This window comes from Paenalcaligenes sp. DL 463 (genome assembly GCF_057475185.1).
Genome location: NZ_JBYBKX010000001.1, coordinates 1032902 through 1057135, shown reverse-complemented (window position 1 = coordinate 1057135; position 24234 = coordinate 1032902). Strand labels below are relative to the sequence as shown.

The window sequence follows — 24234 nt, the reverse complement described above, 5'->3', positions numbered from 1 at the left end:
AGCACACCCTATTTTTTGGGCAGATAACGTAAAGCATCCACCGGTTTACCGTTATAGCGAAGCTCGAAATAAAGCTGCACCGCACTACTATCGGTATCGCCCATTTCGGCAATATTCTGCCCTTGCCTCACGCTTTGGCCTTCAGAAACCAAGAGCTTACGATTGTGGGCATACACACTTAAAAAATTCGCATCGTGATTGACGATAAGCATGTTGCCATAACCCCGCAAGCTGTTTCCCGAGTAAATGACTTTACCTGCAGCAGCCGCTTTAACTGGGCTACCTGCCGAACCACTGATGTATACCCCTTGCGAGTGCGAAGCGGACACACCTCGTCTAGAAGCCCCGGTGGCAGGCCATACTAAATTAATAGAGCGCGGGGCCGCCACAGAAGCCGTAGACGCTTGTGCCGCCGGTAAGGCCGTCGTACTACCTGCCCCACCCGCTGCTACCGCACCACCTGAAGCCGCTTTACCCCCTTTCACGCGTAACATTTGCCCGACCCGGATACGGTTGGGGTTACTGATATTGTTAACCCGCATTAACTCGGCCACCGTTTGACCGTGTTGTCTGGCAATTTTGGTTAAGGTGTCACCACGTTGCACGCGGTACTGTCCGTCCGAACCCGATTTTGTGCTAGAACACGCTGCCAACACAGCAACCAGACAAAACAGGGCAAGATAACGAAACAAAGACGGTAGTGAAGGTAGCGTAAACATGAAAGCAGTAAGTAAAAGGCATTAAGGCAAGCGGCCAGCACGCACTAAGATAGTGATAATTGAACACATCTGCTCGGCCTTGCCAAGGCTTAGTGATCGCCACACAGATAAGGCTGTTAAAACCGAAACCATTAAGACCTTGATTTATCGACACATAGCACAGCATCGTGGGGATGCAACATATTGTAGTTGTCTCAAGCCGTGCGACAAGAGCGCTCAGCGCTTCGTTAGCGTCCATAGCGAATTAACGAAGGGTTAGGGAATAAACTTCTTGCTAAAATCGCATATTAAAGCTATAGTTTTGCTCTTTGGTTGTGCGCCTAGATAATAGTTGCTGCGAACCAGTAAGGCGCAATGGCAGAGTGGTTATGCACCGGATTGCAAATCCGTGTAGGTCGGTTCGATTCCGGCTTGCGCCTCCAAATTATAAAAAGCCGTTTTTAATTAAACGGCTTTTTTGCGTCTAGTCTAGCTAGAACGCGTTATCTCCCCTTCTGTCCGCTACACTATTGGCATACTGTGTTCTATACATAGGATTCTGCCTCGTGGATAAACTCGTTAACGCCGCCATGAAAAAATGGCCAAACGTACCGGCCATATACTATCGACTTTATCTCTCCGCCCGTGGCCAATGGCATCTGTTCGACGTGGATCATGCCAAACCCTCAGCGGCAACCCTCGTGCTCTCAGAGAAGCTTACTGCATTTATACAGCGTAACTATGCGGTAGACGAACGCGGCTGCTGGTATTTTCAGAACGGCCCGCAGCGGGTCTACGTACAACTTGCCAAAGCTCCCTATATTGCCTATTTAAGTGCATCGGGGCAGCTATACACCCACACCGACCTTCACATTACAACATTTGAATCGTGGTGGTTAAACGATTTGGGCGAGCTGTATGTACAGTGCGAACATGGCCCCGCCTTGATTGCTAGCTCTGATGTAGAACGAGTGTGCGCATACTTGCACAATCCAAGCGGCGCGAATATTCTCGACTTGTTGCCCGAAGACGATGGCGGTGTGCTCGCTTCAACCACTCTTGTCTGGAAGACTCGCCCGTCAGATTCATCCCCGAGTGCGCCGTTTTGTTTTACTCTAGATAGTAAACTTCCATTACGTCTGGGTTTTATCCGACAACCCTCTCCTACCGTGTAACGATCTAATCATTTCCTCATGACTTTGCCTGCACCCGACTTCTATTTCCCTGTCCCACGAACACAAGCTTTTTGCAGCCAGTGCGCCCATCCACTTAGCCAGATCATTCCGCCCGACGATAATCGAGTCCGCGATGTCTGCGAAAACTGCGGCGCAGTGCATTATCAAAACCCAAGAAACGTGGTCGGCGTATTACCCATATGGGAAGGCAAAATATTACTGTGTCGGCGTGCCATACAGCCCAGACATGGCCTATGGACCTTACCTGCTGGTTTTATGGAGTTAAATGAAACCACGTCCGAAGGCGCGTTACGAGAAACCGATGAGGAAGCCGGCGCACAATTAGATTTAGGCCCGCTCTATACCGTCATTAATGTACCCTACGTGAACCAAATCCATTTTTATTATCTTGGCTATTTGCGCAACGCCGAACTCAACCCGGGCGTGGAAACCTCGGAAACCTTATTTGTTAGTCCTGATGATATTCCTTGGGATCAACTGGCTTTTCACACCGTCGCAACCACCCTAGAACACTATTGTGCAGACCTAAAAAGCGGTCATTTTGGGCTTCACCATTACTCGCTGTCTAAAGGTGACTTTACTAACGCCACAGCATGAAAAGCAGCATTGCCTTTTTAGACAACAGCAGCCCATTTCCTGATCCTGAGAACGCCACAGAAGACGGGTTGCTGGCCATAGGGGGCGATCTCAGCCTCAATCGTATGATCACGGCGTACCGCCAAGGGATCTTTCCCTGGTACAGCCCAGGCGACCCCATCTTATGGTGGAGCCCTGACCCACGTATGGTTCTCGCCTGTGACGAACTCTACGTATCCCGCTCGTTAGCAAAGCGCTGTCGTCAACTCGCACGACAAGAAACGCTTCCCACCGGCAACTGGAAGGTACTGACCAATCATCGCTTCTTACAGGTTATAGCGCTGTGCGCCGCGACACGCATGCAGAACGAAGGCACATGGATTAGTCCTGAAATTATTCGAGCCTATTTCAACTTACACCAGCAGGGCTACGCCCACAGCGTGGAGGTTTGGAATGATCAACAATTAGTCGGCGGGTTATACGGCGTGTGCATGGGGCAGTTTTTCTTTGGCGAATCCATGTTTTCCACACAAAGCGATACCAGCAAGATTGCACTGTACTACCTTGTTCAGTTTTTAAAAAAACAACGCATTACTCACATTGATTGCCAGCAGGAAACCCCACATCTTGCGAGCATGGGTGCCAAACCCATGGCCAGAAGCGAATTTAACCAATTATTAGCCGAACGCCATGCACTGACATCGCCCTTATGGCATGCAGGCCAGTTGCTTGCTGACGGACACCTTGCCCCTTTTGCCTAGCACTCTCATAATCAATATACAAACGCAGTCCCGTATTGGCGTAATGGAGAATGCATGAGCCATCCCACCGATATCAAGCCTCAAGCGATACAGTTTTACTCGACGGCAAGTTACGCCTGCAGTTACCTGGAACACAAACAAGCCCGATCAATGGTGGCAGCACCATCACATCTGGTCGATACAAAAACGTACTCAAGACTTGTTAATCAGGGTTTTAGACGCAGTGGCGCGTTTACCTACAAGCCCTATTGCGATCATTGTCAGGCCTGTGTTCCTATTCGTATTGATGTGAAGCGGTTCAGCCCGGACAAAAGCCATCGTCGTACCCTAAAACGTCTTTCGGGCTTAACCACTACGGTGTCACCACTACACTGGAATGACGAGCATTACGCGCTGTATCAGCAATATCAACGACAACGCCACCCTAGCTCAAGCATGAATGATGACTCGTCGTCGCAGTACGTTCAGTTTTTGCTCTCAAGTCATGTAGACTCTAAGCTAATTGAATTTCGAGATGAGAAAAACACCCTAAAAATCGTCGCAATCATCGATCGACTTGAAGATGGCATCTCGGCGGTCTACACTTTTTTCGATCCAGACTCAAAACTCAGCCTAGGTACCTATAGCATCCTAAAACAAATAGAAATGTGTGTGGACCTGAATCTGGAGTGGCTCTATCTGGGCTATTGGATCGAAGAAAGTCGTAAAATGGCCTACAAAACCCGTTTTAGCCCTTACCAACTGCTGCAAGATGGAAAGTGGTTCCATCCCGCACCCTGACTTACCTACCTCTATGTCCCTTTTGTTTAAAAGCTATGCTGCTGTGCGCCCTTTACTCTTTGCTATGGATGCCGAGCGAGCGCACGATTTTACGCTCCAACGGCTCAATACCTTGCACCAAAGCCAGCTTGCTAAACGGTTAATGCCCAAGGCGCCTACGGCCGCTCCCTACCGCCTGATGGGCCTGACTTGTGCCAACCGCGTCGGTTTGGCCGCAGGTTTAGACAAAAACGGCGCCTACATCGATGCCTTAGGCTCGCTGGGCTTTGGGTTTATTGAGGTGGGTACCGTTACGCCGCTGGCCCAGTCCGGTAACCCACAGCCTCGGCTGTTTAGATTAGCCGAGCGCAAATCGCTAATTAATCGTTTTGGTTTTAATAATCAGGGACTAAATCAATTTCTCGATAACGTAAAAAACAACCATTGGCGTCAACAAGGCGGCATTCTGGGGCTAAACATCGGTAAGAATGCCGTAACCCCGATGGAATCGGCCGTGGACGATTACCTCATTGGCCTTACCGGCGTGTATGAACATGCCGATTACATTACGATCAATATCTCATCGCCTAATACCCAAAATTTACGCGAACTGCAGGGTGAAGACCAGCTTGGGGGCCTATTAGCCACCCTAAACGAGAAGCGCAAAGCGCTTAGCGATCAGCATCAGCGCTATGTTCCAATTGCCGTGAAAATTGCGCCTGATCTGAACCAAGAGCAAGTTAAAACCATTGCCGAGGTGCTCATTCAAACAGATATCGATGGCGTTATTGCTACGAACACCACGCTAAGTCGAGCCTCCGTCGAAGGCTTGCCTCATGCGCAAGAGCAAGGTGGTCTTTCCGGTCCGCCCGTGCATGCGCTATCCCTAGAGGTCATACGTAGCTTACGCAAACAACTGGGCAAAGACTTCCCTATTATCGGAGTGGGCGGCATCAATTCAGCCCAAGACGCCATAGAAAAAATCGAGGCAGGAGCCAACACGGTGCAGCTCTATACCGGCCTGATCTACCAAGGCCCGCAATTAGTACATGACTGCATTCATGCACTAGACCGGCATTCCTAAAAAAAGCCCCTTAAGTCATCACTTAAGGGGCTTTTTCATACTACCTACTACACCTGCACTGACATCTGACATCCGTGCAGCTGAATACAAAAATTAGATTTTTGCTGCTTTTGTTGTTTGCGCCATGGTTTTCTCAACCGCGCCCGCCGCTTGCTGGCTAGCATTGGCTGCCGCAGTACTTGCGGCCACCACGTTTGACTCGGCCACATCAGCAAACTGACGCGATGTTCGCACCATACTGTCTGCAGCGTGGGTCATGTTCAATAAACCCGCTTTGAACAGTGCGAAAAAGCTCTCGCTACCCGCCGGTGCGTTTTTCTCTGCTTGCTCAATAAATTGATTAAGCTGCTGCTGATTTTGAGTAATTTGTGCTTCGGACAGCTGACCTAAATCGCGCTGAACGCTGGACACGATATCAAACACGTCTTTGCTGTAATTAGCTGCCTGCTCTTGCGCGGGTTTCACTAAACCCATGGCAAATTGATTTACTTGCTGCGCGTCTTTTACGTCGGCTGCCGTTTGTGTTTTTTCGTTAATTTCGTTTAACGATGCCTTAAGCACCTGCATGTTAACGTCAAGCAACTGCTCAAAACCCGCAAACAAACGATTTTGCGCAGCGAATAAATTGTCTAAGGTCGCCTTATTATTGGCGAGAAAAGGTTGTTGTAGTGAGCTCATGAAATACCTCTTAATAAGAATATAAACAAGGATTAAAGCAGCGGTTATAAAGGCTGAACGATAACGCTACACTACGAGCAAACCCCTAATGCTGCAATGCAACATAATTCCATTTTACTGTATTAACAGCAGAGGTCAAGGTCACCGTGACCCGAACCCTACAGATAAACACCTGGTAAGTAGATCAATATAATCAGTAACTTAAGAAAAACCACGCCAGGGCATCGCACAGCGAGAACCCGTATTTGCGGATCGGTGTTATTTCGCCAAAACGCGCTAACACCACCCTTAGAGTAATCAAACAATATGACAGGCGAAAGAAAAGGCGAACTTCAGTGAAGTTCGCCTTTTCTTTCGTATCCACACCCTTGCGCTCTAGCTTCCGTACCCAAGCGCCTCGGAAATTTCTTGGGCTGTTTTCTGCAGCAGAGGGATCCAATCATCACGCAATCGTGCCGCAGGAGCCGAAAGCGATAACCCCGCCAACAGCTTACCCGTATCGTCATGCACGCCTGCAGCAATACAACGTACGCCCAGCTCTAGCTCTTCGTTATCGCGCGCGTAGCCATGACGCCGCACGAGCGCGAGCTCTCGCTCTAGGTCAGCAACTTGCGTAATACTGTTTCGAGTGGTGCCCGCTAAACCGGTGCGCATCACATAAGCCCTAACTTGACGCGGCTCCCATTCTGATAAAAACAGCTTACCGGTGGAGGTTAAATGCAAAGGGGCATGACCACCAATCGCTCGAACCACCTGCATACCCGAGTTTTCACTCCACGAGCGCTCGACGTAGACGATCTCATCGGCCTGTTGTAGCGATAGGTTAACGGTTTGACCCGTAAGCCGATGAAGCTCGCGCATGGGTTCTAAAGCAACCGCCCGCACGTTTAATCGGCCTTTCACCAAAGAACCTAGCTCAAGCAAGCGCATACCCAGACGATACAAGCCGCTATCGACTCGCTCTACGTAACGTCCAATCACCAAATCGTTAAGGATGCGATGAGCCGTAGAGGTGTGTAAACCCGTGGATTTAGCTAAATCTTTAAGCGCTACCGGTTCAGACTGCCGAGCCAACTCGTCAAGCAGTATCATGGCTCGTTCTAAAACCTGAATGGTAATAAGACCTTGACCAAAAGGTGAGACGGGTGCAGAAGAGGAAGTATTTAAAGTGGACATAGGTTAAAGTGACGCAGCGCAACAATTCCATAATATGAAAAATATGCGTTTCGAGCAAGTGTTTTATATGGCACTCAACTCACCACCAAGACGTATGACTTCAGTACGTAAAAAATCCAGAGCCTGAGCACAGCGCTGAGCCTCTCCTTTCACACCAAGCTCGATATGCGGTCGATCGCCTGATTCGCCCACACTGGGCAAACTAAAAGCTTTAACACCGGGCCAACGAAGCTCGAGCTCTTCCAGAGCAGGAGTAATACGAGACTCGGGCATAGAAAAGACTAAAAAAGACTGCTCAACACTGGGCTCGCGATCGTGCCATTGCGCATAACGGGTGTCCAAGGTCCACTCCATCATCGGCCACGCCATGACGGGGAATCCGGGCGTAAAAGTGTGATTCTTAATATAGAAACCCGGGATTTTATTAAAACTGTTGGGAACGATTTCCGCGCCTTCGGGAAACACGCCCATCTGTAAACGCTGTTGATTTTCAGGAAGGCTCATATCAGCACTTCCCTGACCTGCACGTTCATTATCCGCACAGCGCTCGGTAATTAACGCCTCGGCCTCGGGGTGCAGCACTAGCGGCAGTCCTAAGGCTTTAGCTGCCGATTGACGGGTTTGATCGTCGGGTGTGGCACCAATTCCACCACAGCAGAACACGATATCATCGGATGAAAAGCTGCGTTTCAATGTTGACACAATATCAATAGGATCATCAGAAATAATCTCGGCTGAGGTCAAGCGCAAACCTCGTTTCGCGAGCATGTCGATCAGACTTGTTAAGTGCTTGTCTTGGCGTCGGCCCGACAAAATCTCATCACCAATAATAATCAACCGAATAGCGGGCACAGCGGCTACGAAATTAGACATACAAGCTAGTTCCTTTCAAGAAGCTCGGGGTTTGTATCATCAGTCGCCGGAATCTCTGAACGAAGCATCGCTAACTGCCTTAACGAAAAATGGGCAAAAACCAGTGCTGAAAATACGGGCATGATTAACCACGCTGGAGGAATCAAATTGAATAAGGCCATAATGGTACCCAATATCCAATAATCTCGTCTGTAGCGCTTACGCAAAATCACGCGTTCCGTTTTGGTGGCGTGTTCGATCATGGAATCCACACGCAAGATTTTAGTGAAGGCATAGGCCCACCAAAACACCGGTAACAACACACCTAAGAAGGGAAGTAACCAAAAAGGGAGAGTAATCAGCCACCCAATTACGAAGCAAAGCCCGACCCAGCACGCGTTGCTTGCGCTTAATACGGTGGAGAACTCGCCCGAACGCTTTAGTTGTGGGTGATATCGTTTTTGAATATGCTGCAAGGCCAGCGGCATAACGAACACCGCCGCCACAATCAAACCTAAAATGCCAGAGGATGGTAAGACGATCAAGGCCACCACAATAGGCACGATGTAAGCTTTCAGTGAGAACAACCCCACCTCTACCATCCACTGATCGACGGCCTCTATTAGCCCTACGTCCCCTAGCACCAAAAGCAGCCAATTACTTAACGGCGTCCAAAAGAACCAGACTAAGACGAAAGCACCGACTAACGCCACAAGCAGCGGCAATAACAACGCCGCAAGCATCTTAGGGTGTAGCTGCGATACAACCGCGCGTTTTAACGCGATGCCTACGCGTTGAATACTGTTTTCAGTTTGAGCAAAACCATAAACATTCATAGTGATACATGCTTTATTTATACTAGACAGCGCTATGATAAAGGCAATTACGTTTTAATTTACTGACATGACGACATTTACTCTGCCAGAGTCTTTAACTCAACTCAATACCGCACTGCAAGAAAGCGAAGCCGTGATCGTAGCTTGTTATTGTGCGGCTTGGTGCAACACGTGTGGCGCCTATCAAGCATCGTTTAACGAACTTGCAGCCCAATACCCCCACCACCACTTTGTGTGGGTCGATGTAGAAGAAAACGAAGCGTTATTGGGCGATGAGGATGTGGAAAACTTTCCTACACTCTTAATACAAAATAAAAAAGGGACCCTATTTTTTGGTCCCCTGCTACCGCATATCGAACATCTGCAACGCCTGTTAGATCACGTAGACGAAATGCCGGTTCAGTCCAGTGTTGGCCCCGGCGAATTTAAAGCGTTAGTAGCTGCCGCCGCCCAATAATACGCCAACCGAACGTTTTTTATGGGTGCCGTTACGTGTGTTGCCTTTGGTAGGCGCCGCAGTAGTAGAAGGCTCGTAGGGCTTTAGAAAGAACTCGTCGACGGGTTGCTGTCGGTTACCCGAGTAAGACGATTGACGCCGCTCGGGTTTATTACGCCCTGCCGTTGGAACCCGTAACTCGCCCCGCGGGATTTTCGCGCCGATTAACTTCTCGACAGCCTCAAGTAAGTGCAGCTCTTCAGGTGCATACAATGCAATAGCCTCACCACTTGCCCCTGCTCGTCCGGTGCGACCAATACGGTGCACATAGTCTTCGGGGTTAAAAGGTAGATCAACGTTAATTACGCATGGCACACCTGCTACGTCCAAACCACGCGCAGCCACATCGGTAGCCACGAGAATTTCAAGGGCATCCGCCTTAAAGGCATCAAGCACCTTCATGCGTTCGAGCTGACTTTTATTACCGTGTATGGATTCCGCTTTTAAGCCTTGACGTTCAAGGTCTCGTGCCAAACGGGCAGCCCCAGCTTTGGTGTTGGTAAAGGCAATAACCTGACTTAGCTTTTTGGTTTTCATGATGTGCAGCACAGCAGCGCGCTTTGCATCACCTTTTGCCTCATAGGCAATCTGACTGACATTCTCGGCGGTCGCATTACGCGCGGCCACCTCTAAGCTAATGGGGCTCTGTAAAAAGTTAGAGGCTAACTTGCGAATTTCAGGGCTAAACGTTGCCGAAAAAAGCAAACTTTGGCGCTGCTTAGGAAGCAGACGCACAATACGATCGAGGTCAGGCATAAAGCCCATATCGAGCATACGATCCGCTTCGTCAAGCACGAGTATTCCGACTTGCGACAGATTCACATTACGCTGCTCGATATGATCAAGCAAACGCCCCGGCGTAGCGATCAACACTTCGCACCCACGTCGTAAAAGGTCACGTTGCGGTGCAATATCGACGCCACCGTAAACCACCGTGGAACGCAATGGCGTTTTTTTAGCGTATAACTCGATACTGTCAGCTACTTGCACGGCCAACTCACGGGTTGGCGTCAACACCAAGGCCCTGACTGGGTGGCGAGCAGGCGATGCGCTGCTATTGGCCAACGGCATTAACCGATGCAAAATAGGTAGCGAAAAAGCAGCGGTTTTACCCGTGCCTGTTTGAGCCGCCCCCATGACATCGCGCCCATCCATAACGGGCGGCAATGCTTGAGCTTGAATAGGGGTGGGAGAGCTGTAACCAGCCGCTAGCACCGACGCCAAGATGTCAGGATGTAACCCAAAATCGGCGAAACTATGTGTTATTTCAGAGATATTTTTATCTTTCATTGAAAAAGCTTTAAGCTCGATACTTGCAATTACCGAGCGTTTTCGAGATGGCTGGTATGCAGCCTTACAGACTCGGCCTTGCAATTAAAACCGATGAGGTTGCATAACGTAGCTAGCCAATAAGCGCCTTAAGCAACCAAAACATAAGCATTCCGGAGACAATGACCAATACCGTGCTTCGAGTACGCATATACACCAGCACGGCAACCACTGCGGCAACAATTTGCATGTCGAAAACAGGGGGTGCACCCTCTTCCCAAGGCAGTAGCTCTGGCACAATGATAGCAATTAACGCTGCAACAGGGGCATAACGAAGTGCTCGACGCACTGAATCGGGCAACGGTAAGTGATCTCCAAACAACAGATAACTAACCCGTGTTAAGAAACTACATACGATTAACAGCCCAATAGCCCCTAATAGGTACCAATCATACTGCCAATACGTCATCATGGTGTGGTCCTTTTGCTTTGCAGTTGTTCAGCTACCACGCCAGCCACGACTCCGCCGACCACCGCAGCCACCAGCCCTAAACGCAGGGGTAATAACTGCCCGACCCAAGCAATCGTCCCAGCAACCACCAAACAAGTCAGTAAAGAACGCGTTGCCACTAAGGGCACTAAAATCGCAATCAACGCTAATACGGCGGCGTATTCAAGCGACCAAGAGTCAGGAATAAAAGAACCGAAGAAAATCCCCAACAATGAAGAGATTTGCCATGTTACCCAACCCGTAACGACCACACCAAGAAAGTACCAAACATGCTCTGAGGACTCTCGCTTGGTGGTTTCCGCATACCGACTCATAAACAAGACAAACACCATATCACTGGTGATGTAGCCCAAAGCAACGCGTTTCTGCCAGGACAGGTGTCTAAAAAAAGGCTGTAGCGCAGCGCTAAAAATAATGAAACGAATGTTCACAATGAAGCCAGCCGCAAAAACCAGCCATAAGGGAGCACCTGACTCGATAAGAGGAAGGGCCGTTAATTGCGCTGAACCGGCATACACCAATACGGTCATTAGGGTAGCCATTGACTCGGTTAAGCCCGACTTCAACATCGCAATACCCGTAACAAACCCCCAAACAGTGGTCGCAACAAGCGTGGGTGCTAAATCCCTAACACCATCCGCAAAGTGTTGACGTTGTTCGGCTGTAGGTAATCTATCCAACCCTCCAATCTTAAAGCGTCCCCCCTTCACTGCTCCCACCTCACGCTATCGATTAATACAAGCTTGAAATGGTAGCCCAGTTAATCACTCTTGGGCGCCTAACAATGGCAGCTTTGCTGCACAGCGACAAAAACAGAATACGAATGTGCATTATTAAGCATTTCCTGTGATGGGCTTGCTACAATCGAGCTTCAACTATAAGAACCCTCTTGTTTGTTACAGGACATCCAATGAGCAGTACCAGCGAAACTCATACTCCCCAATTCGACATCATCGAAGTCCGCGAGGAAAACCTCCCCGTCTATTGCCCCGGCCCCCAATCACCGGTCTGGAGCATGCATCCACGTGTGTACATCGACACAAGCAAAACAGGCACAGCAAGCTGTCCTTATTGCAGTGCCACCTACAAAGTGGTGTCCGCCTCCACAGCTAACGACTAGGTCGAGAATTCACTACCCCTCGTGTACGTCTTCTCGCCCACTTAATTACCTATCTATGCCTCAATCGATTCGTGACCGCTAAAATCGATTTATCTCCTTGCCCTGTTCCAGTGTGGTTGCCAGGTGGTCATTTACAGACCATCTATGCAGCCTATTTTGCTCGGCACCATCGTATTGCTTTCGTACGCGAGCGAGTGGAGACGCCCGATGGCGACTTTATTGACCTAGACTGGACTGGCCCGGGGCTTTTTGCCGATAGGCTAGCCAATGGCTCCAACGCCATTCGAGACGCGCATTTAAATCAAAGCGCCGCTCGCCGATGGTTACAAGATGACGATTGGGCTAGTCTGCCACAAAGCGCTGATACCCAAGCCTTGGTACTTTTCCATGGTCTGGAGGGGGGTAGCCGCAGTCATTATGCCCAAGCGATTGCACAGTACTTTAGAGCAAGGGGCTGGGTGGTCGTAGTGGTTCACTTTCGTGGATGCTCGGGTTTTCCGAATCGCATGGCGCGTGCCTATTATTCGGGCGACAGTGAAGAGATCGGCTTTTGCCTCAATACGGTGCGTAGTCGATTACCGCAGGCGCGCTGGTATTGTGCGGGGGTTTCCTTAGGTGGAAACGCCATGTTGAAACACCTAGGTGAAGGCGGCAGTGATTGTGATTGGCTTACGGCCAGCGCCGCTGTTTCTGTACCCACTGATCTAGTCGCCTGCGGAGAACACCTCTCTACAACACGCTTAGGGCGATGGGTCTACTGCCCACACTTTTTACGCAGCATGAAGATTAAAATCTTCGATAAATCTCGTCGTTTCCCCGGAATGATCGATGTGCTTCGCCTTGGTCAGGCTCGCACCTTGCGTGATTTCGACGATGTCTACACGGCGCCCATGCATGGTTTTAAGCATGCGCTTGATTACTGGAGCAAGTCGTCCAGCAAGCAGTTTCTTCATCAGATAACGGTACCCACCTTAGTTCTTAACGCCAAGAACGACCCTTTTATTCCCGTCGAATCGCTTCCTACCGTTCAAGACGCTTCTTCACAGGTGTTATTACATCAACCCTCTCAAGGGGGACATGTGGGCTTTAGTACGGGCGCTTTCCCCGGAAACATCAACTGGTTACCCTCGCGTCTTGCTCATTTCTTTGAGACAAAAAAATAGGCTTCTGCGCTAGAAGATACCCTAAGACCTAAAACGCTCAAGTAACAAACGTTCTGACTCTAAGCGCTCTCGTAAGGTACGTATTTGCACATCAAGCTGTGATTGTTCGTAAAAGTCTGTGCTACGGCTACGCGCTTGTTGTAATTGCTCAACGGCCGTGGGTAAGGCACCAACCAATACATAATAATCAGCCATCGCCTTGCGCGACTCGATGGGGCTGCCCATACGTTCTAAGCTTTGTGCGAGCAACTGCTGAAAACGTGGCACATTGGGCCACTGCGTAATACGCTCACGAAGAAAGCCTATTGCTTGTTGGTCCTGACCTTGCTGAATCATCACTTGTACGTAAGCTAATGCAATACCTTGATGATTCGGCCATGCCTGCCATGCGCGCTGCGCCAACGACGCCGCTTCAGTGAATTGCCCTTGTGCTTGCGCCACGCTGATCGCCAGTGCATCAAGCGTGGCATTTTTGTAAGCACCCTGCGCACGCGCATTTTCCAATGCTTCTTGAGCGGTGTGATAGTCTTTGCGCTGCCAAGCCGCATACGCAAGCCCATACCACGCGGCCGACTGCTCTACCCCTTGTTTAGTTGAGGTCTCGCTGGTTAGCGTTTGCACAGCCGTCTGCAATGCCATTCCACCTCGTGCTTGAATCACACGCAATGCGGCGCGTACATACCAAAACTCAGGGTCTTGTCGCGGCTCGGCCACCGACACACTGCCCAGACGGTTTTCAATATCAGACATGCGCTGCACTGACAAAGGGTGGGTGCTAGCGTAAACATTACTTGGCCCTTCATTTAAGCGTGATGCATCCATTAAGCGCTTAAACATGGCCGCCATACCCGCTGGGTCATAGCCCGCTTTTTGCAGCATTTGCAGCCCGGCTCTATCCGCCTCATGTTCTGCTTGGCGAGAAAAGCCCAACTGTCGATCCACCGCGGCTGCCTGACCAAACGTCGCTACCCCCATGGCTAAATCGCCGCTACCCGAAAGCGCCGCCAGTAGAGCGCCGGCAAGCGCTGCCATCATAATGTGGCCCGTTTGTGCGCTTTGAGTCATGCCTCTGGCCACGTGACGTTGCGAAACGTGGCCGATCTCGTGTGCAATAACCGAGGCCAGCTCGGCCTCGGTTTGAGCGTTCACGATAAGACCACTGTGTATACCTATGTAGCCCCCTGGAAGTGCAAAAGCGTTGATGCTGGGGTCGCGCACAGCAAACACATTGATCTCTTGCTGTAGCGAATCGGGTGCATGACGTGCCAGACGATGCCCCACATCGCTTAAGTATTGCAAAATAGAAGGATCAGAAATATAGGTAGGATCTCGCCTACCTTGCTCCATGATGGCATTACCCAATGTACGCTCTAAGGCGGGTGATAACTCAGCCCCCGACGCCGCCCCCATTGACGGGATGCCCACAGGTTGAGCCACCGCCACCGGTGTCACGGTTGCGCCAAGCGACAACGACAACACTGTAAGCCGTATAAATCTGGGTACCGATATAGCCATGAGGACTCCGTATCACTAAGACGATGCCACACTCGACTGTGGCTTCACCTTATGTTTAGCGCGTTTTTTGGGCGGGGCCAAACGGTTCTTCGCTGAAAGCCTCATGAATGTACCCAAGGCATAGAGCACTCCGAAAGCCTCAACCAAACCGGCGAGCACCCACATGATCAACCCACCCATTGCCTGATCTTCAATTGCTGACATCGACGTGATAGCGCGTCCGCATAAATCGAAAATCGGGTAAAGATCAAACTCAGCAAAAGTGATGATGGCGCCCGCAACAATTTGAGGCACCATCGTAATAATAGGCGAAAAGATTCGACCGCCCGGTGATAGCGCCGCTGGAGGGTAAGGCCTTCTATCGAGAATTAAGTTCCAGTATAAAAATCCACTGATGACCACCGACCAATTCATAAAGCGGTACAAACGCCAGTCGATCATGGAATAGAACTGCGGGGTGGGTAATAGCCAAATCAATACAAAAAACACAAACAAAAACGGAATCAAAATTCGGTTAGTGAGTGTCTTTTCGATTAGCCTACCTAAGGTGCCACGCCTAAAATCGCGCAATTTGATACGCCAAGACATGGGGAGCCCAGCCCGCATGACTTGACCTGGATAGGCCCCCATGACTAACAAGGGCCCCAAATGATGCAGAACCAAATGCTGCAAACGATGGATAAAAAACATACGTTCGGCGTAGTAATCCACACGTGTATGTAGCGATGCATACAACATGACTACGCCGAACCAAAACAAAAACTGACGTCTACGATTGACCTTATGACTACGTGTACCCCGCCAAAATAAAACGCAACCGATGACGAACATCAGAATCAGCGTGGGTGAAAACTCCCAGGGTATTAACCAATTAAGCAAAGTCATAAGGAAACGGAAAAAGGCAACAAGCCCTTAGTTTAAAGCATTACGCTGACGACGCTTCCACTGCACATTCAATACTTCAGGATAGGCTTGTATTTGCTTGGCTTGAGTCATCAGCACAGACCGCATTTCAGGAGGACAACTGATGGTTACGCAGGCCCTAGCGGTTTCGTGAGTATCAGCGTGATCAATACTTAAGTTAGTGACTCGTAAACCCGCAGCCTCAAAACCTGTGTAAATACGTTTACGAACAGCGGCTAAGTCATTGCGCGGACACGTGACTGATAAACGTGATACTGAAACATCAGATGGACGCACCATGGTGGGCGTTACGCCAGCACGGCGTAGGAATAAATTAAAGATTTTCATCGCTATCCCCTTAATAAGGCTGCGCACAAGCACAAACCTTTACTGCTTTGGGCAATAAATACGTTAGGAGTACGACGGGGAGACTAGTTTGCACTGAACGTGAAACTAATAACCACGCCCTGGAGTTTTTAGGACCAGGGCGTGAGGGCTGTGTGTAGGCTAATTAGCCTGCGCCAAAACGCACCTGGTTAGGAGTTTGCCAGCCAATGCTGGCTCAAACTTTCACCGGGGTCTGAATTCACCACACAGTCCTTTTAAAGTTGAAGTGGGCATATTTTAACCAGCCTAGGTCCATTACACAACCTTAGAACCCAAACCAGCGCCAGCCTTGCCCTTGGTTAAGTTGGTAAAACACAACGAGCTAGAATTAAAACTAATAACTCAGCCCATCAAGCCATCCCATGTGGTGATACACCCTGAATACCACGTGCGCCAACCACATGAGCGAGATAATAGCGCCGGACAACACAGCAAAAATAGCCAGCAATATCGTTTTAAGATCCGATCGATTCGTTCGGGTTGTCGTCGCGTTGTAGACCGCATCAAATCGCTTGTCGCTAATCAAACAAAGACACACAGCCTCTACCGCACCGGCAAAGAAAAATAAACCTAAAAGCCAAAACGCAGCACTGTCCCACCACACCTCGGCACGCCACGTTGTGAATAGCAGAGCGAGGGCCATCGCGCTTAGCAGCCAAGCGTAGCGACGCCGTAAATACCAATGCTGTATTCCCAGAAGCCCCCCTGCCAAGGCCAGTAACGCCGCCATAAACTTCGATTTAAAACGTACTTGTTGTTGGGACATGCCCTGTCTCCTGTGCAGAACTACCAATATGCCAACGAACCGCATGCATTACAATCCCTAAACGCCATACTCTCTGTGTGATTATTTTAGTTATGCCTCAACCCGATTTCGATATCGCCATTTTTGGTGCTGGCCCTGTGGGCTCGGCCCTTGCTCTGCTGCTTGCTCAACACGCCCCATCGCCTGAGCGTATCGCCCTTATCGGAAAACCACCTGTCGCATCAGACACAACAAATACGCCAGATCCGCGTGCTTTGGCACTTAACCATGGCAGCATCCAATTACTCAAAAGTATCAACGCCTGGTCAAGTCGATCTGCCCCTATTCATACGGTTCATGTTTCACAACAAGGCCGTTTGGGCCGCACCTTAATTTGCGCTAACGAGCTGGACGTCTCAATGCTTGGTGCGGTAGTCGCCTACCCCGATGTCATTAGCACACTGCATGACGCCCTCAAAAACAGTGGTGTCACGTTGCTCTCGGCGGCTCACGATGGCCGCGATAATCGTGCGCACACCAACGTTGTACAAACTGACAGCGATTCTGTTAGCTATGGCATCAAGGTTATTTCGGATGGCGCCAAACCCATGGGTATACAGCGACATTACAACCAACAAGGCTTAGTGGCTACGGTGCGTAGCCATCGTCCACAATTGGGTTGGGCTTACGAACGCTTTACCCAACACGGGCCCTTTGCTTTACTTCCCCACCCCGCCTCGCCCGAGCTCTACGCCTTGGTCTGGTGCAATCCTCCTGAAAAGACCGCTACACTAAGCTCACTCAGCAAAGCTGACTTCGAAGCTCAGTTATTACATACTTTTGGAGCCCGCTTAGGTAAGCTAGAGCTTGCAGGTGAACGTTTTGTGTTTCCCTTAAGTATGTACGCAGGGCCGTCGTTGCCCGCTCGCCACACGGTTGCTATCGGGAATGCAGCACAAACCTTGCATCCAGTAGCAGGTCAGGGGTTAAACTTGGGCCTTCGTGATGCCGCACAACTTAGCCAGACCCTTAGACCTTGGTTGATAACGCCGCATGTAGACGCTGCGTCGGTGCTTGAACCGTATGCAAACAAACGCCACCTTGATCGGTTATTAACCACATCCGTCACAGACCTTTTGCCCAGGTTATTTGCTGTTAATAATCCGTTAGTACAACATGGTGGCGGGCTTGCCCTCTTAGCAATGGATGTTGTTGAGTCGGTTCGGTTGCCGCTGGTTAGGCATTTACTTCAAGGTACCCGTACCTAAACGCCGTTCGTTTTTATATTGCCCTTGGTTGGGATTAAGTTAGCCCATGTATATCGGTTCCTGGTCATTTCCTAATGCTGTCTTTGTTGCCCCTATGGCGGGGGTAACCGATCGACCGTACCGCCAGCTTTGTAAAGCCTTAGGCGCTGGGCATGCGGTATCGGAAATGGCCGCAAGCAACCCCAAACTTTGGCATAGTGTTAAAACATCAAGACGTATTAATCACGAAGGCGAAACGGCTCCTGTTACCGTCCAAATCGCCGGTTCTGACCCTGATATGATGGCCGAGGCCGCTATTTTCAATATCGAAAAAGGCGCCAAAATTATCGATATCAATATGGGTTGCCCTGCTAAGAAAGTGTGTAATGTCGTGTCCGGCTCAGCCTTACTTCGCGACGAAGCGCGCATCGCTGCCATACTTGAGCGGGTAGTCGAAGCCTGCCTTCCTTTGGGCATTCCGGTCACCCTTAAAACGCGCACCGGTTGGGATCGCGATTCGATCAATGCCCTACGTATTGCCCACTTGGCTCAAGAGTCCGGCATCGCCGCCCTCACCTTACACGGCAGAACGCGGTGTGATTTTTATAAAGGCGAAGCCGAATACCACACAATCAAAGCCGTTAAAGCGAACTCAACAATTCCCATCATCGCTAATGGGGATATCGATAGTCCCGAAAAAGCAAAATTCGTACTAGAGTACACAAAGGCCGATGCGATAATGGTGGGTCGTGCCGCCCAAGGGCGTCCTTGGATATTTCGCGAGATCAACCATTATTTGCAACATGGTACACATCTTGCACCACCTACCTGCGGTGAGCTACGAGACTTATTACTCGAGCACTTAGAAGATCATTACTCATTTTACGGTGAGTTTACCGGTGTGCGCACAGCACGAAAACACATAGGCTGGTATTTTGCACACCTACCTGATGCCAAAGCGTGGTTAGCATCAGTCAACCGTATTGAAAGCACTCAAGAGCAGCTTCAAGCCGTTACTCAATGGTTTGATCTGCAAGACGCCCACGCCCCTTTTATTCACGAACCTGTAGCGGCTTAACCTACGCTATTGCTAGGTTAGCCGTTCGATTAGAAAAAAATGTCCAATATCAATCCATTAGAGCAATCGGTTAGAGATCGCCTTGAACGCTATTTCTCAGACCTCGGGGAATCAGAGCCACGCGACATGCTGGCAATGGTGATCAGTTGCGTCGAACGCCCCGTTCTGGAGGTCGCGCTAGAGCGTACCCAAGGCAATCAATCCAAAGCAGCGGAAATGCTAGGCATTACTCGCAGCACCTTGCGTAAGAAACTGCAATCACACAATATTCAACCTTAATTTTTTAATGCACCATCATTCATCCATGACGATCCAGACAGCTCTGCTTTCGGTTTCTGACAAAACCGGTATCATCGAATTTGCCAACGCCCTCGCGCAACGTGGGGTCAAGCTTCTCTCTACAGGCGGCACTGCCAAACTTTTACAACAAGCGGGCCTTGCCGTCACAGAGGTAGCTGAGCACACTGGTTCACCAGAGATCCTAGATGGTCGCGTTAAAACATTACACCCAAAAATTCACGGTGGGTTATTGGCGCGCCGAGACGACCCCAAACACTTAGAGACGATTAGCGAACACAACATCGATCGCATTGATCTACTTGTCGTGAACTTGTATCCATTCCGTGAAACCATCGCGCGTGAGGGATGCAGTTTCGCAGACGCGGTAGAAAACATTGATATCGGTGGACCAGCCATGTTGCGTGCCGCAGCAAAAAACCACGGCACTGAACAAGGTGGTGTCACCGTCGTCATTGACCCTGCGGATTACCCACGCGTTTTAGCCGAAATAGATGGCCCTACCGGCGCGACTTCATACGCTTTGCGCCTAGAGCTTGCCACTAAAGTTTATGCTCACACAGCCTCTTACGATGGTGCGATTGCCAACTACCTTAGCAGCCTAAGCCAAGCGGAACCTGTGCAAGCACAAGCTCCTGAGAAAAACCAGTGGCCTTCAGTCTTAACGTTACAACTACAACAAGCTCAGTCACTGCGTTATGGTGAAAACCCACATCAGTTAGCCGCCTTCTATAAAGATAACGAGTTCGGCGCCGGCTTATTAGCTAACTACCAACAACTGCAAGGCAAAGAGCTGTCTTACAACAACATTGCCGATGCGGACGCCGCTTGGGAATGTGTGCGTAGTTTCGACACGGGTGCTTGCGTGATCGTAAAGCATGCAAACCCATGTGGTGTGGCGCTAGGAGAATCCGCCGAAGCCGCGTACTTAAAAGCACTAAAAACGGACCCCACTTCTGCCTTTGGAGGCATTATTGCCCTCAATCAAACGGTGGACGCCGCGGCCGCTAAAACCATTAGCGCCCAGTTCCTTGAAGTGCTTCTCGCGCCCGCTTACACACCGGAAGCACTGGAAATTTTGGCGGCAAAGAAAAACGTACGTGTTTTATTAATTCCCGAGGGCGATGCACAAAACCAATACACACTTAAACGCGTCGGCGGCGGTTGGTTAGCCCAAACCCCTGACTCATTACGTGACGATATCGACTCTTTTAAAGTCGTCAGTGCCAAGCAACCCACAGCCCAACAACGCCTTGACTTGCACTTCGCCTGGACCGTGGCTAAGTTTGTGAAATCAAACGCTATCGTTTTTTGCGCTAACAGCATGACTCTAGGCGTCGGTGCAGGCCAAATGAGCCGAGTCGACTCTGCCCGCATCGCCGCCATTAAAGCTGACAATGCAGGTTTAAGCTTGCAAGGCTCTGCAGTCGCCTCCGATGCTTTCTTCCCATTTAGAGATGGGTTAGACGTGGTTGCCGATGCCGGCGCAACATGCGTGATCCAACCCGGCGGCAGCATCCGTGATGACGAAGTCATTGCCGCCGCCAACGAGCGCGATATCGTGATGATTTTTACCGGCACCCGTCACTTTAATCACTAATGCGCATATTAGGCATTGACCCAGGCTTACGTCGAACCGGTTTTGGTATCATTACCGTCTCGGGTTCGACCCTAAGCTACGTCGCTAGCGGCACCATTGTTGTCCCTACCGATTTAAGTTTGGGTGAACGCTTGAAGGTTATTTTGGACAACGTCAGGGACGTAGCGACACAGCACGCTCCTGATCAAGCCGCCATCGAGCAAGTCTTCGTCAATGCCAATCCGCACTCTACCCTGCTATTAGGACAGGCTCGTGGCGCCTCTATCTGCGCCTTAGCCGACAGCCAACTACCAGTGCACGAGTACACAGCACTGCAAATCAAAAAAACCGTCGTCGGACGAGGCCATGCTTCTAAAGAGCAAGTTCAATTAATGGTGCAGCATTTACTACGGCTTAACGGGGTACCCGCTGCCGATGCGGCCGACGCTTTAGCCTGCGCAATCTGCCACGCACACCACCTGCCGCTAACGGCGCAATTGGCCGACAATGGCCATGTAACATCTACAGGCCTACGCATACGTAGCGGACGCCTACTACGCTAACGAGGAAGTTATGATTGGACGCATTACCGGCACGCTTATTGAGAAGCTGCCACCGTCTGTGTGCATCGACGTTAATGGAGTGGGGTACGACATCGATGTCCCCATGAGCACCTTTTACGATTTGGGCGATTTGCATAGCAAGGTAACGCTCTATACGCACCTTAGCGTGCGCGAAGATGCCCATGTACTTTACGGTTTTGCAACGCCTTCAGAACGCAGCACCTTTAGAACACTAATCAAAGTCAGTGGTATCGGAGCCCGCACGGCACTGTCGATTTTATCGGGTCTAAGCGTCAATGACTTAACCGCTGCCATCGATCAGCAAGAAACGGCTCTGCTAACCAGCGTACCGGGCATCGGGAAAAAAACAGCCGAACGGTTATTACTGGAATTACGCGGAAAGCTAGGTACACCTACTGACGCATCGGGCCCAAGCTCCAGCAGTGCCGCTCCCAACAACCGAAGCGACATCTTAAATGCCTTGCTGGCTTTGGGTTACAACAATAACGAAGCCTCTAAAGCGTTGAAGCAACTTGCTGAAGACGTGAGCGTGTCAGACGGTATACGTTTAGCCCTGCAAAGCCTTTCCAAGCGCTAAATAACGTCCGTAAGCGGTGGCATCCACATTGCCCCCGCTTAACAACACGCCTACACGTAGGCCTTTAACCGGCACTCGCTGATTGACCGCCGCCGCGGCACCAAGACAACCCGTAGGCTCAACGACCATTTTCATGCGTTCTGCAAAAAAACGCATCATATCCATTAAGGATGCATCGTCTATGGTTAACACACCGGCGGCATACTGCTGAATCAGGCTAAAGGTCAGCGGTGATAACGAGGGGGTTAAGGCCCCATCGGCAATAGACTGCGGCGCATGCACCGACATCAGCTTATTGTGTTTCAACGACTGTTGAGCATCATTTCCCGCCTCTGGTTCAACACCATACACTTGGCAAGCCGGTGAAAAGGCTTGCGCTGCGATCAACGCACCTGACAGCAAGCCGCCCCCACCCAGAGGAACAAAAAGTAGGTCTAAGCCACCTACCTCTTCAAAAAGCTCTTTGGTGGCTGTACCTTGACCCGCAATAACACGTTCGTCGGCGAAAGGAGCAATAAGCTGCAAGCCGTGGTTTTGCACCAAAGCAGCCGCAATGTCTTCACGATTCTCTGAATGCCTATCGTAATTGACCACGGTTGCCCCATATCCCAACGCGGCTTCTTTCTTAGCACTGGGTGCATCGGTGGGCATGACTACCGTTGCCGGAATCTGGTGCAACGATGCTGCTAACGCCACCGCCTGCGCATGGTTTCCTGAGGAAAAAGCCACTACACCACGCTGACGTTGTTCGGGCGTCAAAGAAGCGATGGCATTAAACGCTCCTCTAAATTTAAATGCACCCGCCCGTTGAAAGTTCTCACACTTAAAGTAAAACTCGGCACCCAACAGCCGATTTAACGTGGTCGACGTTAAAACGGGCGTGCGATGGGCAACGGATGCTAAACGTCGCGCCGCCGCCTCAACGGCGTCATAACCCAAATGGCATTGTGTAGGCATGCTTTGACAGCTCCAAAGAAGAACGAGGAATGGCTGTATTATGCACTAGCTATAGGCTGACCAACACTGCGTACTTAGCCCGCTTGGTGTACCATACTGTGTATTCAATCAGTGACATCGCTATGGCCATACTTTCAGACACCCTCAGCAGCTTAGACCCCACGACCCGTGTCGTCACGGCGTCTCCGTTATCGTCTAACGAAGAGTCCATCGAGCGCGCTCTGCGCCCTAAAACACTTCACGATTACGTAGGGCAACATCGCGTCCGAGAGCAACTGGAAATTTTTATCCAAGCCGCAAAGGGCCGCAGCGAAGCACTAGACCACGTGTTGTTATTTGGGCCACCTGGTCTTGGAAAAACCACGCTTGCCCATATCGTGGCGCACGAAATGGGGGTGAACTTACGACAGACCTCAGGCCCAGTGCTTGAACGTCCTGGCGACTTGGCCGCCATTCTGACGAATTTGGAAAAGAATGATGTGCTCTTTATCGACGAAATACATCGCCTGTCCCCAGTCGTTGAAGAAATTCTTTACCCAGCGCTGGAAGACTTCCAAATCGACATCATGATTGGCGAAGGCCCCGCTGCACGTAGCGTAAAAATTGATTTACAGCCTTTCACACTGGTGGGGGCCACTACCCGCGCCGGAATGCTGACCAACCCCTTACGTGATCGCTTTGGTATTGTGTCTAGGCTCGAGTTCTACAACACCGCCGACCTTCAACATATTGTTGAACGTAGCGCAAGCCTACTTAACGTGCAGTGCGTCGACGACGGTGCCGTAGAAATTGCCCGTCGTGCCCGTGGTACGCCTCGTATTGCCAATCGCTTGTTGCGCCGAGTTCGCGACTACGCCGATGTCAAAGCGCAAGGCATCATCAGCACCGCTATCGCCAGCGATGCACTTGCCATGCTAGAGGTCGACCCACAAGGTTTAGACTTAATGGACAGAAAGCTACTGGAAGCCATTGTTCACCGCTTCGATGGTGGGCCTGTTGGGGTGGATAGTCTTGCCGCCGCCATCGGTGAAGAGCGAGACACCATTGAAGATGTCATCGAGCCCTACTTAATTCAGCATGGCTTTTTACAGCGCACCCCACGGGGCCGCATCGCCACACGTACTACGTGGCTGCACCTAGGCTTAGAACCTATTACGCCACGCAACGGGCCACTATTCGATTAAAAACCG

General features: G+C 50.4%; 28 protein-coding genes and 1 tRNA gene. 16 read left to right on the top strand and 13 right to left on the bottom strand.

Going from position 1 to position 24234, the window contains the following annotated elements; all coding sequences use genetic code 11:
* Positions 1–8: 8 nt before the first annotated feature.
* Positions 9–719 carry a peptidoglycan DD-metalloendopeptidase family protein gene (locus AC2UZI_RS04915; protein ID WP_486942699.1) on the bottom strand — a complete coding sequence of 237 codons (711 nt, stop codon included), beginning with the start codon at positions 717–719 and terminating at the stop codon, positions 9–11.
* Between the two features lie 348 nt (positions 720–1067).
* Here AC2UZI_RS04915 and AC2UZI_RS04910 point away from each other — a divergent pair.
* From AC2UZI_RS04910 to AC2UZI_RS04885, 6 genes are all read left to right on the top strand, one after another.
* Positions 1068–1141 (top strand) — tRNA-Cys (locus AC2UZI_RS04910).
* A gap of 123 nt (positions 1142–1264) precedes the next feature.
* Positions 1265–1873 carry a DUF2946 family protein gene (locus AC2UZI_RS04905; RefSeq protein ID WP_486942698.1) on the top strand — a complete coding sequence of 203 codons (609 nt, stop codon included), beginning with the start codon at positions 1265–1267 and terminating at the stop codon, positions 1871–1873.
* 18 nt (positions 1874–1891) lie between these two features.
* Positions 1892–2491 (top strand): NUDIX hydrolase, encoded by a 600-nt coding sequence (locus AC2UZI_RS04900; RefSeq protein WP_486942697.1) that lies wholly within the window; start codon positions 1892–1894, stop codon positions 2489–2491.
* Positions 2488–3231, top strand: coding sequence for a leucyl/phenylalanyl-tRNA--protein transferase (aat, locus tag AC2UZI_RS04895; protein ID WP_486942696.1), 744 nt, complete (start codon positions 2488–2490; stop codon positions 3229–3231). The genes AC2UZI_RS04900 and aat overlap by 4 nt, the downstream gene beginning before the upstream one ends.
* A 54-nt stretch (positions 3232–3285) precedes the next feature.
* Complete coding sequence (locus AC2UZI_RS04890; protein ID WP_486942695.1) at positions 3286–4011, top strand: arginyltransferase; 726 nt, start codon at positions 3286–3288, stop codon at positions 4009–4011.
* 13 nt (positions 4012–4024) lie between these two features.
* Positions 4025–5074 carry a quinone-dependent dihydroorotate dehydrogenase gene (locus tag AC2UZI_RS04885; protein WP_486943716.1) on the top strand — a complete coding sequence of 350 codons (1050 nt, stop codon included), beginning with the start codon at positions 4025–4027 and terminating at the stop codon, positions 5072–5074.
* 93 nt (positions 5075–5167) lie between these two features.
* Here the strand turns inward: AC2UZI_RS04885 and AC2UZI_RS04880 are convergent, their stop codons facing one another.
* The 4 genes from AC2UZI_RS04880 to AC2UZI_RS04865 all read right to left on the bottom strand — a co-directional run bounded on the left by AC2UZI_RS04880 (position 5168) and on the right by AC2UZI_RS04865 (position 8616).
* Positions 5168–5752 carry a phasin family protein gene (locus AC2UZI_RS04880; RefSeq protein WP_486942694.1) on the bottom strand — a complete coding sequence of 195 codons (585 nt, stop codon included), beginning with the start codon at positions 5750–5752 and terminating at the stop codon, positions 5168–5170.
* Positions 5753–6127: 375 nt separating this feature from the next.
* Positions 6128–6928 (bottom strand): IclR family transcriptional regulator, encoded by an 801-nt coding sequence (locus AC2UZI_RS04875; RefSeq protein ID WP_486942693.1) that lies wholly within the window; start codon positions 6926–6928, stop codon positions 6128–6130.
* A 63-nt stretch (positions 6929–6991) separates the two neighbouring features.
* Complete coding sequence (locus tag AC2UZI_RS04870; RefSeq protein WP_486942692.1) at positions 6992–7801, bottom strand: competence/damage-inducible protein A; 810 nt, start codon at positions 7799–7801, stop codon at positions 6992–6994.
* A gap of 5 nt (positions 7802–7806) precedes the next feature.
* Entirely contained in the window at positions 7807–8616 is an 810-nt protein-coding gene (locus tag AC2UZI_RS04865; protein WP_486942691.1) for an EI24 domain-containing protein, read from the bottom strand.
* A 67-nt stretch (positions 8617–8683) separates the two neighbouring features.
* On the opposite strand from AC2UZI_RS04865, the gene AC2UZI_RS04860 reads away from it, so the two are divergent.
* Positions 8684–9073: a thioredoxin family protein gene (locus AC2UZI_RS04860; protein ID WP_486942690.1), complete on the top strand. Its 390-nt coding sequence runs from the start codon at positions 8684–8686 to the stop codon at positions 9071–9073.
* Here the strand turns inward: AC2UZI_RS04860 and AC2UZI_RS04855 are convergent.
* The 3 genes from AC2UZI_RS04855 to AC2UZI_RS04845 all read right to left on the bottom strand — a co-directional run bounded on the left by AC2UZI_RS04855 (position 9050) and on the right by AC2UZI_RS04845 (position 11572).
* Entirely contained in the window at positions 9050–10402 is a 1353-nt protein-coding gene (locus AC2UZI_RS04855) for a DEAD/DEAH box helicase (RefSeq protein ID WP_486942689.1), read from the bottom strand. The two genes, AC2UZI_RS04860 and AC2UZI_RS04855, sit on opposite strands and share 24 nt — an antisense overlap.
* Before the next feature lie 112 nt (positions 10403–10514).
* The gene (locus AC2UZI_RS04850) at positions 10515–10850 is read right to left on the bottom strand and encodes an AzlD domain-containing protein (protein WP_486943715.1); all 336 of its coding nucleotides are present in this window, start codon (positions 10848–10850) and stop codon (positions 10515–10517) included.
* Entirely contained in the window at positions 10850–11572 is a 723-nt protein-coding gene (locus tag AC2UZI_RS04845) for an AzlC family ABC transporter permease (protein ID WP_486942688.1), read from the bottom strand. Before AC2UZI_RS04845 ends, AC2UZI_RS04850 begins: the two co-directional genes overlap by 1 nt.
* Before the next feature lie 230 nt (positions 11573–11802).
* Between AC2UZI_RS04845 and AC2UZI_RS04840 the strand changes: the two genes are divergently transcribed.
* Entirely contained in the window at positions 11803–12012 is a 210-nt protein-coding gene (locus tag AC2UZI_RS04840; RefSeq protein WP_486942687.1) for a zinc-finger domain-containing protein, read from the top strand.
* A gap of 71 nt (positions 12013–12083) precedes the next feature.
* Entirely contained in the window at positions 12084–13175 is a 1092-nt protein-coding gene (locus tag AC2UZI_RS04835; protein WP_486942686.1) for a YheT family hydrolase, read from the top strand.
* A 21-nt stretch (positions 13176–13196) separates the two neighbouring features.
* On the opposite strand, the gene AC2UZI_RS04830 is transcribed toward AC2UZI_RS04835, so the two are convergent.
* The 4 genes from AC2UZI_RS04830 to AC2UZI_RS04815 form a co-directional block, all read right to left on the bottom strand.
* Positions 13197–14690 carry a beta-barrel assembly-enhancing protease gene (locus tag AC2UZI_RS04830; RefSeq protein WP_486942685.1) on the bottom strand — a complete coding sequence of 498 codons (1494 nt, stop codon included), beginning with the start codon at positions 14688–14690 and terminating at the stop codon, positions 13197–13199.
* A gap of 15 nt (positions 14691–14705) precedes the next feature.
* Complete coding sequence (locus tag AC2UZI_RS04825) at positions 14706–15575, bottom strand: cytochrome c oxidase assembly protein (protein WP_486942684.1); 870 nt, start codon at positions 15573–15575, stop codon at positions 14706–14708.
* Positions 15576–15602: 27 nt separating this feature from the next.
* Positions 15603–15941 (bottom strand): hypothetical protein, encoded by a 339-nt coding sequence (locus tag AC2UZI_RS04820; RefSeq protein ID WP_486942683.1) that lies wholly within the window; start codon positions 15939–15941, stop codon positions 15603–15605.
* A 373-nt stretch (positions 15942–16314) separates the two neighbouring features.
* On the bottom strand, positions 16315–16746 hold the full coding sequence (locus AC2UZI_RS04815) for a hypothetical protein (RefSeq protein WP_486942682.1): 432 nt from the start codon (positions 16744–16746) through the stop codon (positions 16315–16317).
* A 92-nt stretch (positions 16747–16838) separates the two neighbouring features.
* On the opposite strand from AC2UZI_RS04815, the gene AC2UZI_RS04810 reads away from it, so the two are divergent.
* Genes AC2UZI_RS04810 through ruvA form a run of 6 tightly spaced genes read left to right on the top strand, consistent with a single transcriptional unit; the run spans position 16839 to position 22087 of the window.
* Entirely contained in the window at positions 16839–17993 is a 1155-nt protein-coding gene (locus AC2UZI_RS04810) for a Rossmann-fold NAD(P)-binding domain-containing protein (protein WP_486942681.1), read from the top strand.
* Positions 17994–18039: 46 nt separating this feature from the next.
* Positions 18040–19050: a tRNA dihydrouridine synthase DusB gene (dusB, locus tag AC2UZI_RS04805; RefSeq protein WP_486942680.1), complete on the top strand. Its 1011-nt coding sequence runs from the start codon at positions 18040–18042 to the stop codon at positions 19048–19050.
* Between the two features lie 39 nt (positions 19051–19089).
* Positions 19090–19329: a helix-turn-helix domain-containing protein gene (locus AC2UZI_RS04800; protein WP_486942679.1), complete on the top strand. Its 240-nt coding sequence runs from the start codon at positions 19090–19092 to the stop codon at positions 19327–19329.
* Positions 19330–19354: 25 nt separating this feature from the next.
* Positions 19355–20947, top strand: a complete 1593-nt coding sequence (gene purH, locus AC2UZI_RS04795; RefSeq protein WP_486942678.1) for a bifunctional phosphoribosylaminoimidazolecarboxamide formyltransferase/IMP cyclohydrolase — start codon at positions 19355–19357, stop codon at positions 20945–20947.
* Complete coding sequence (gene ruvC, locus AC2UZI_RS04790) at positions 20947–21489, top strand: crossover junction endodeoxyribonuclease RuvC (protein ID WP_486942677.1); 543 nt, start codon at positions 20947–20949, stop codon at positions 21487–21489. Before purH ends, ruvC begins: the two co-directional genes overlap by 1 nt.
* Before the next feature lie 10 nt (positions 21490–21499).
* Entirely contained in the window at positions 21500–22087 is a 588-nt protein-coding gene (gene ruvA / locus AC2UZI_RS04785; RefSeq protein ID WP_486942676.1) for a Holliday junction branch migration protein RuvA, read from the top strand.
* Here the strand turns inward: ruvA and AC2UZI_RS04780 are convergent.
* Complete coding sequence (locus AC2UZI_RS04780; protein WP_486942675.1) at positions 22058–23044, bottom strand: threo-3-hydroxy-L-aspartate ammonia-lyase; 987 nt, start codon at positions 23042–23044, stop codon at positions 22058–22060. The two genes, ruvA and AC2UZI_RS04780, sit on opposite strands and share 30 nt — an antisense overlap.
* A 122-nt stretch (positions 23045–23166) precedes the next feature.
* Here AC2UZI_RS04780 and ruvB point away from each other — a divergent pair, with 122 nt between their 5' ends.
* The gene (ruvB, locus tag AC2UZI_RS04775) at positions 23167–24228 is read left to right on the top strand and encodes a Holliday junction branch migration DNA helicase RuvB (protein ID WP_486943714.1); all 1062 of its coding nucleotides are present in this window, start codon (positions 23167–23169) and stop codon (positions 24226–24228) included.
* Positions 24229–24234: the final 6 nt, after the last annotated feature.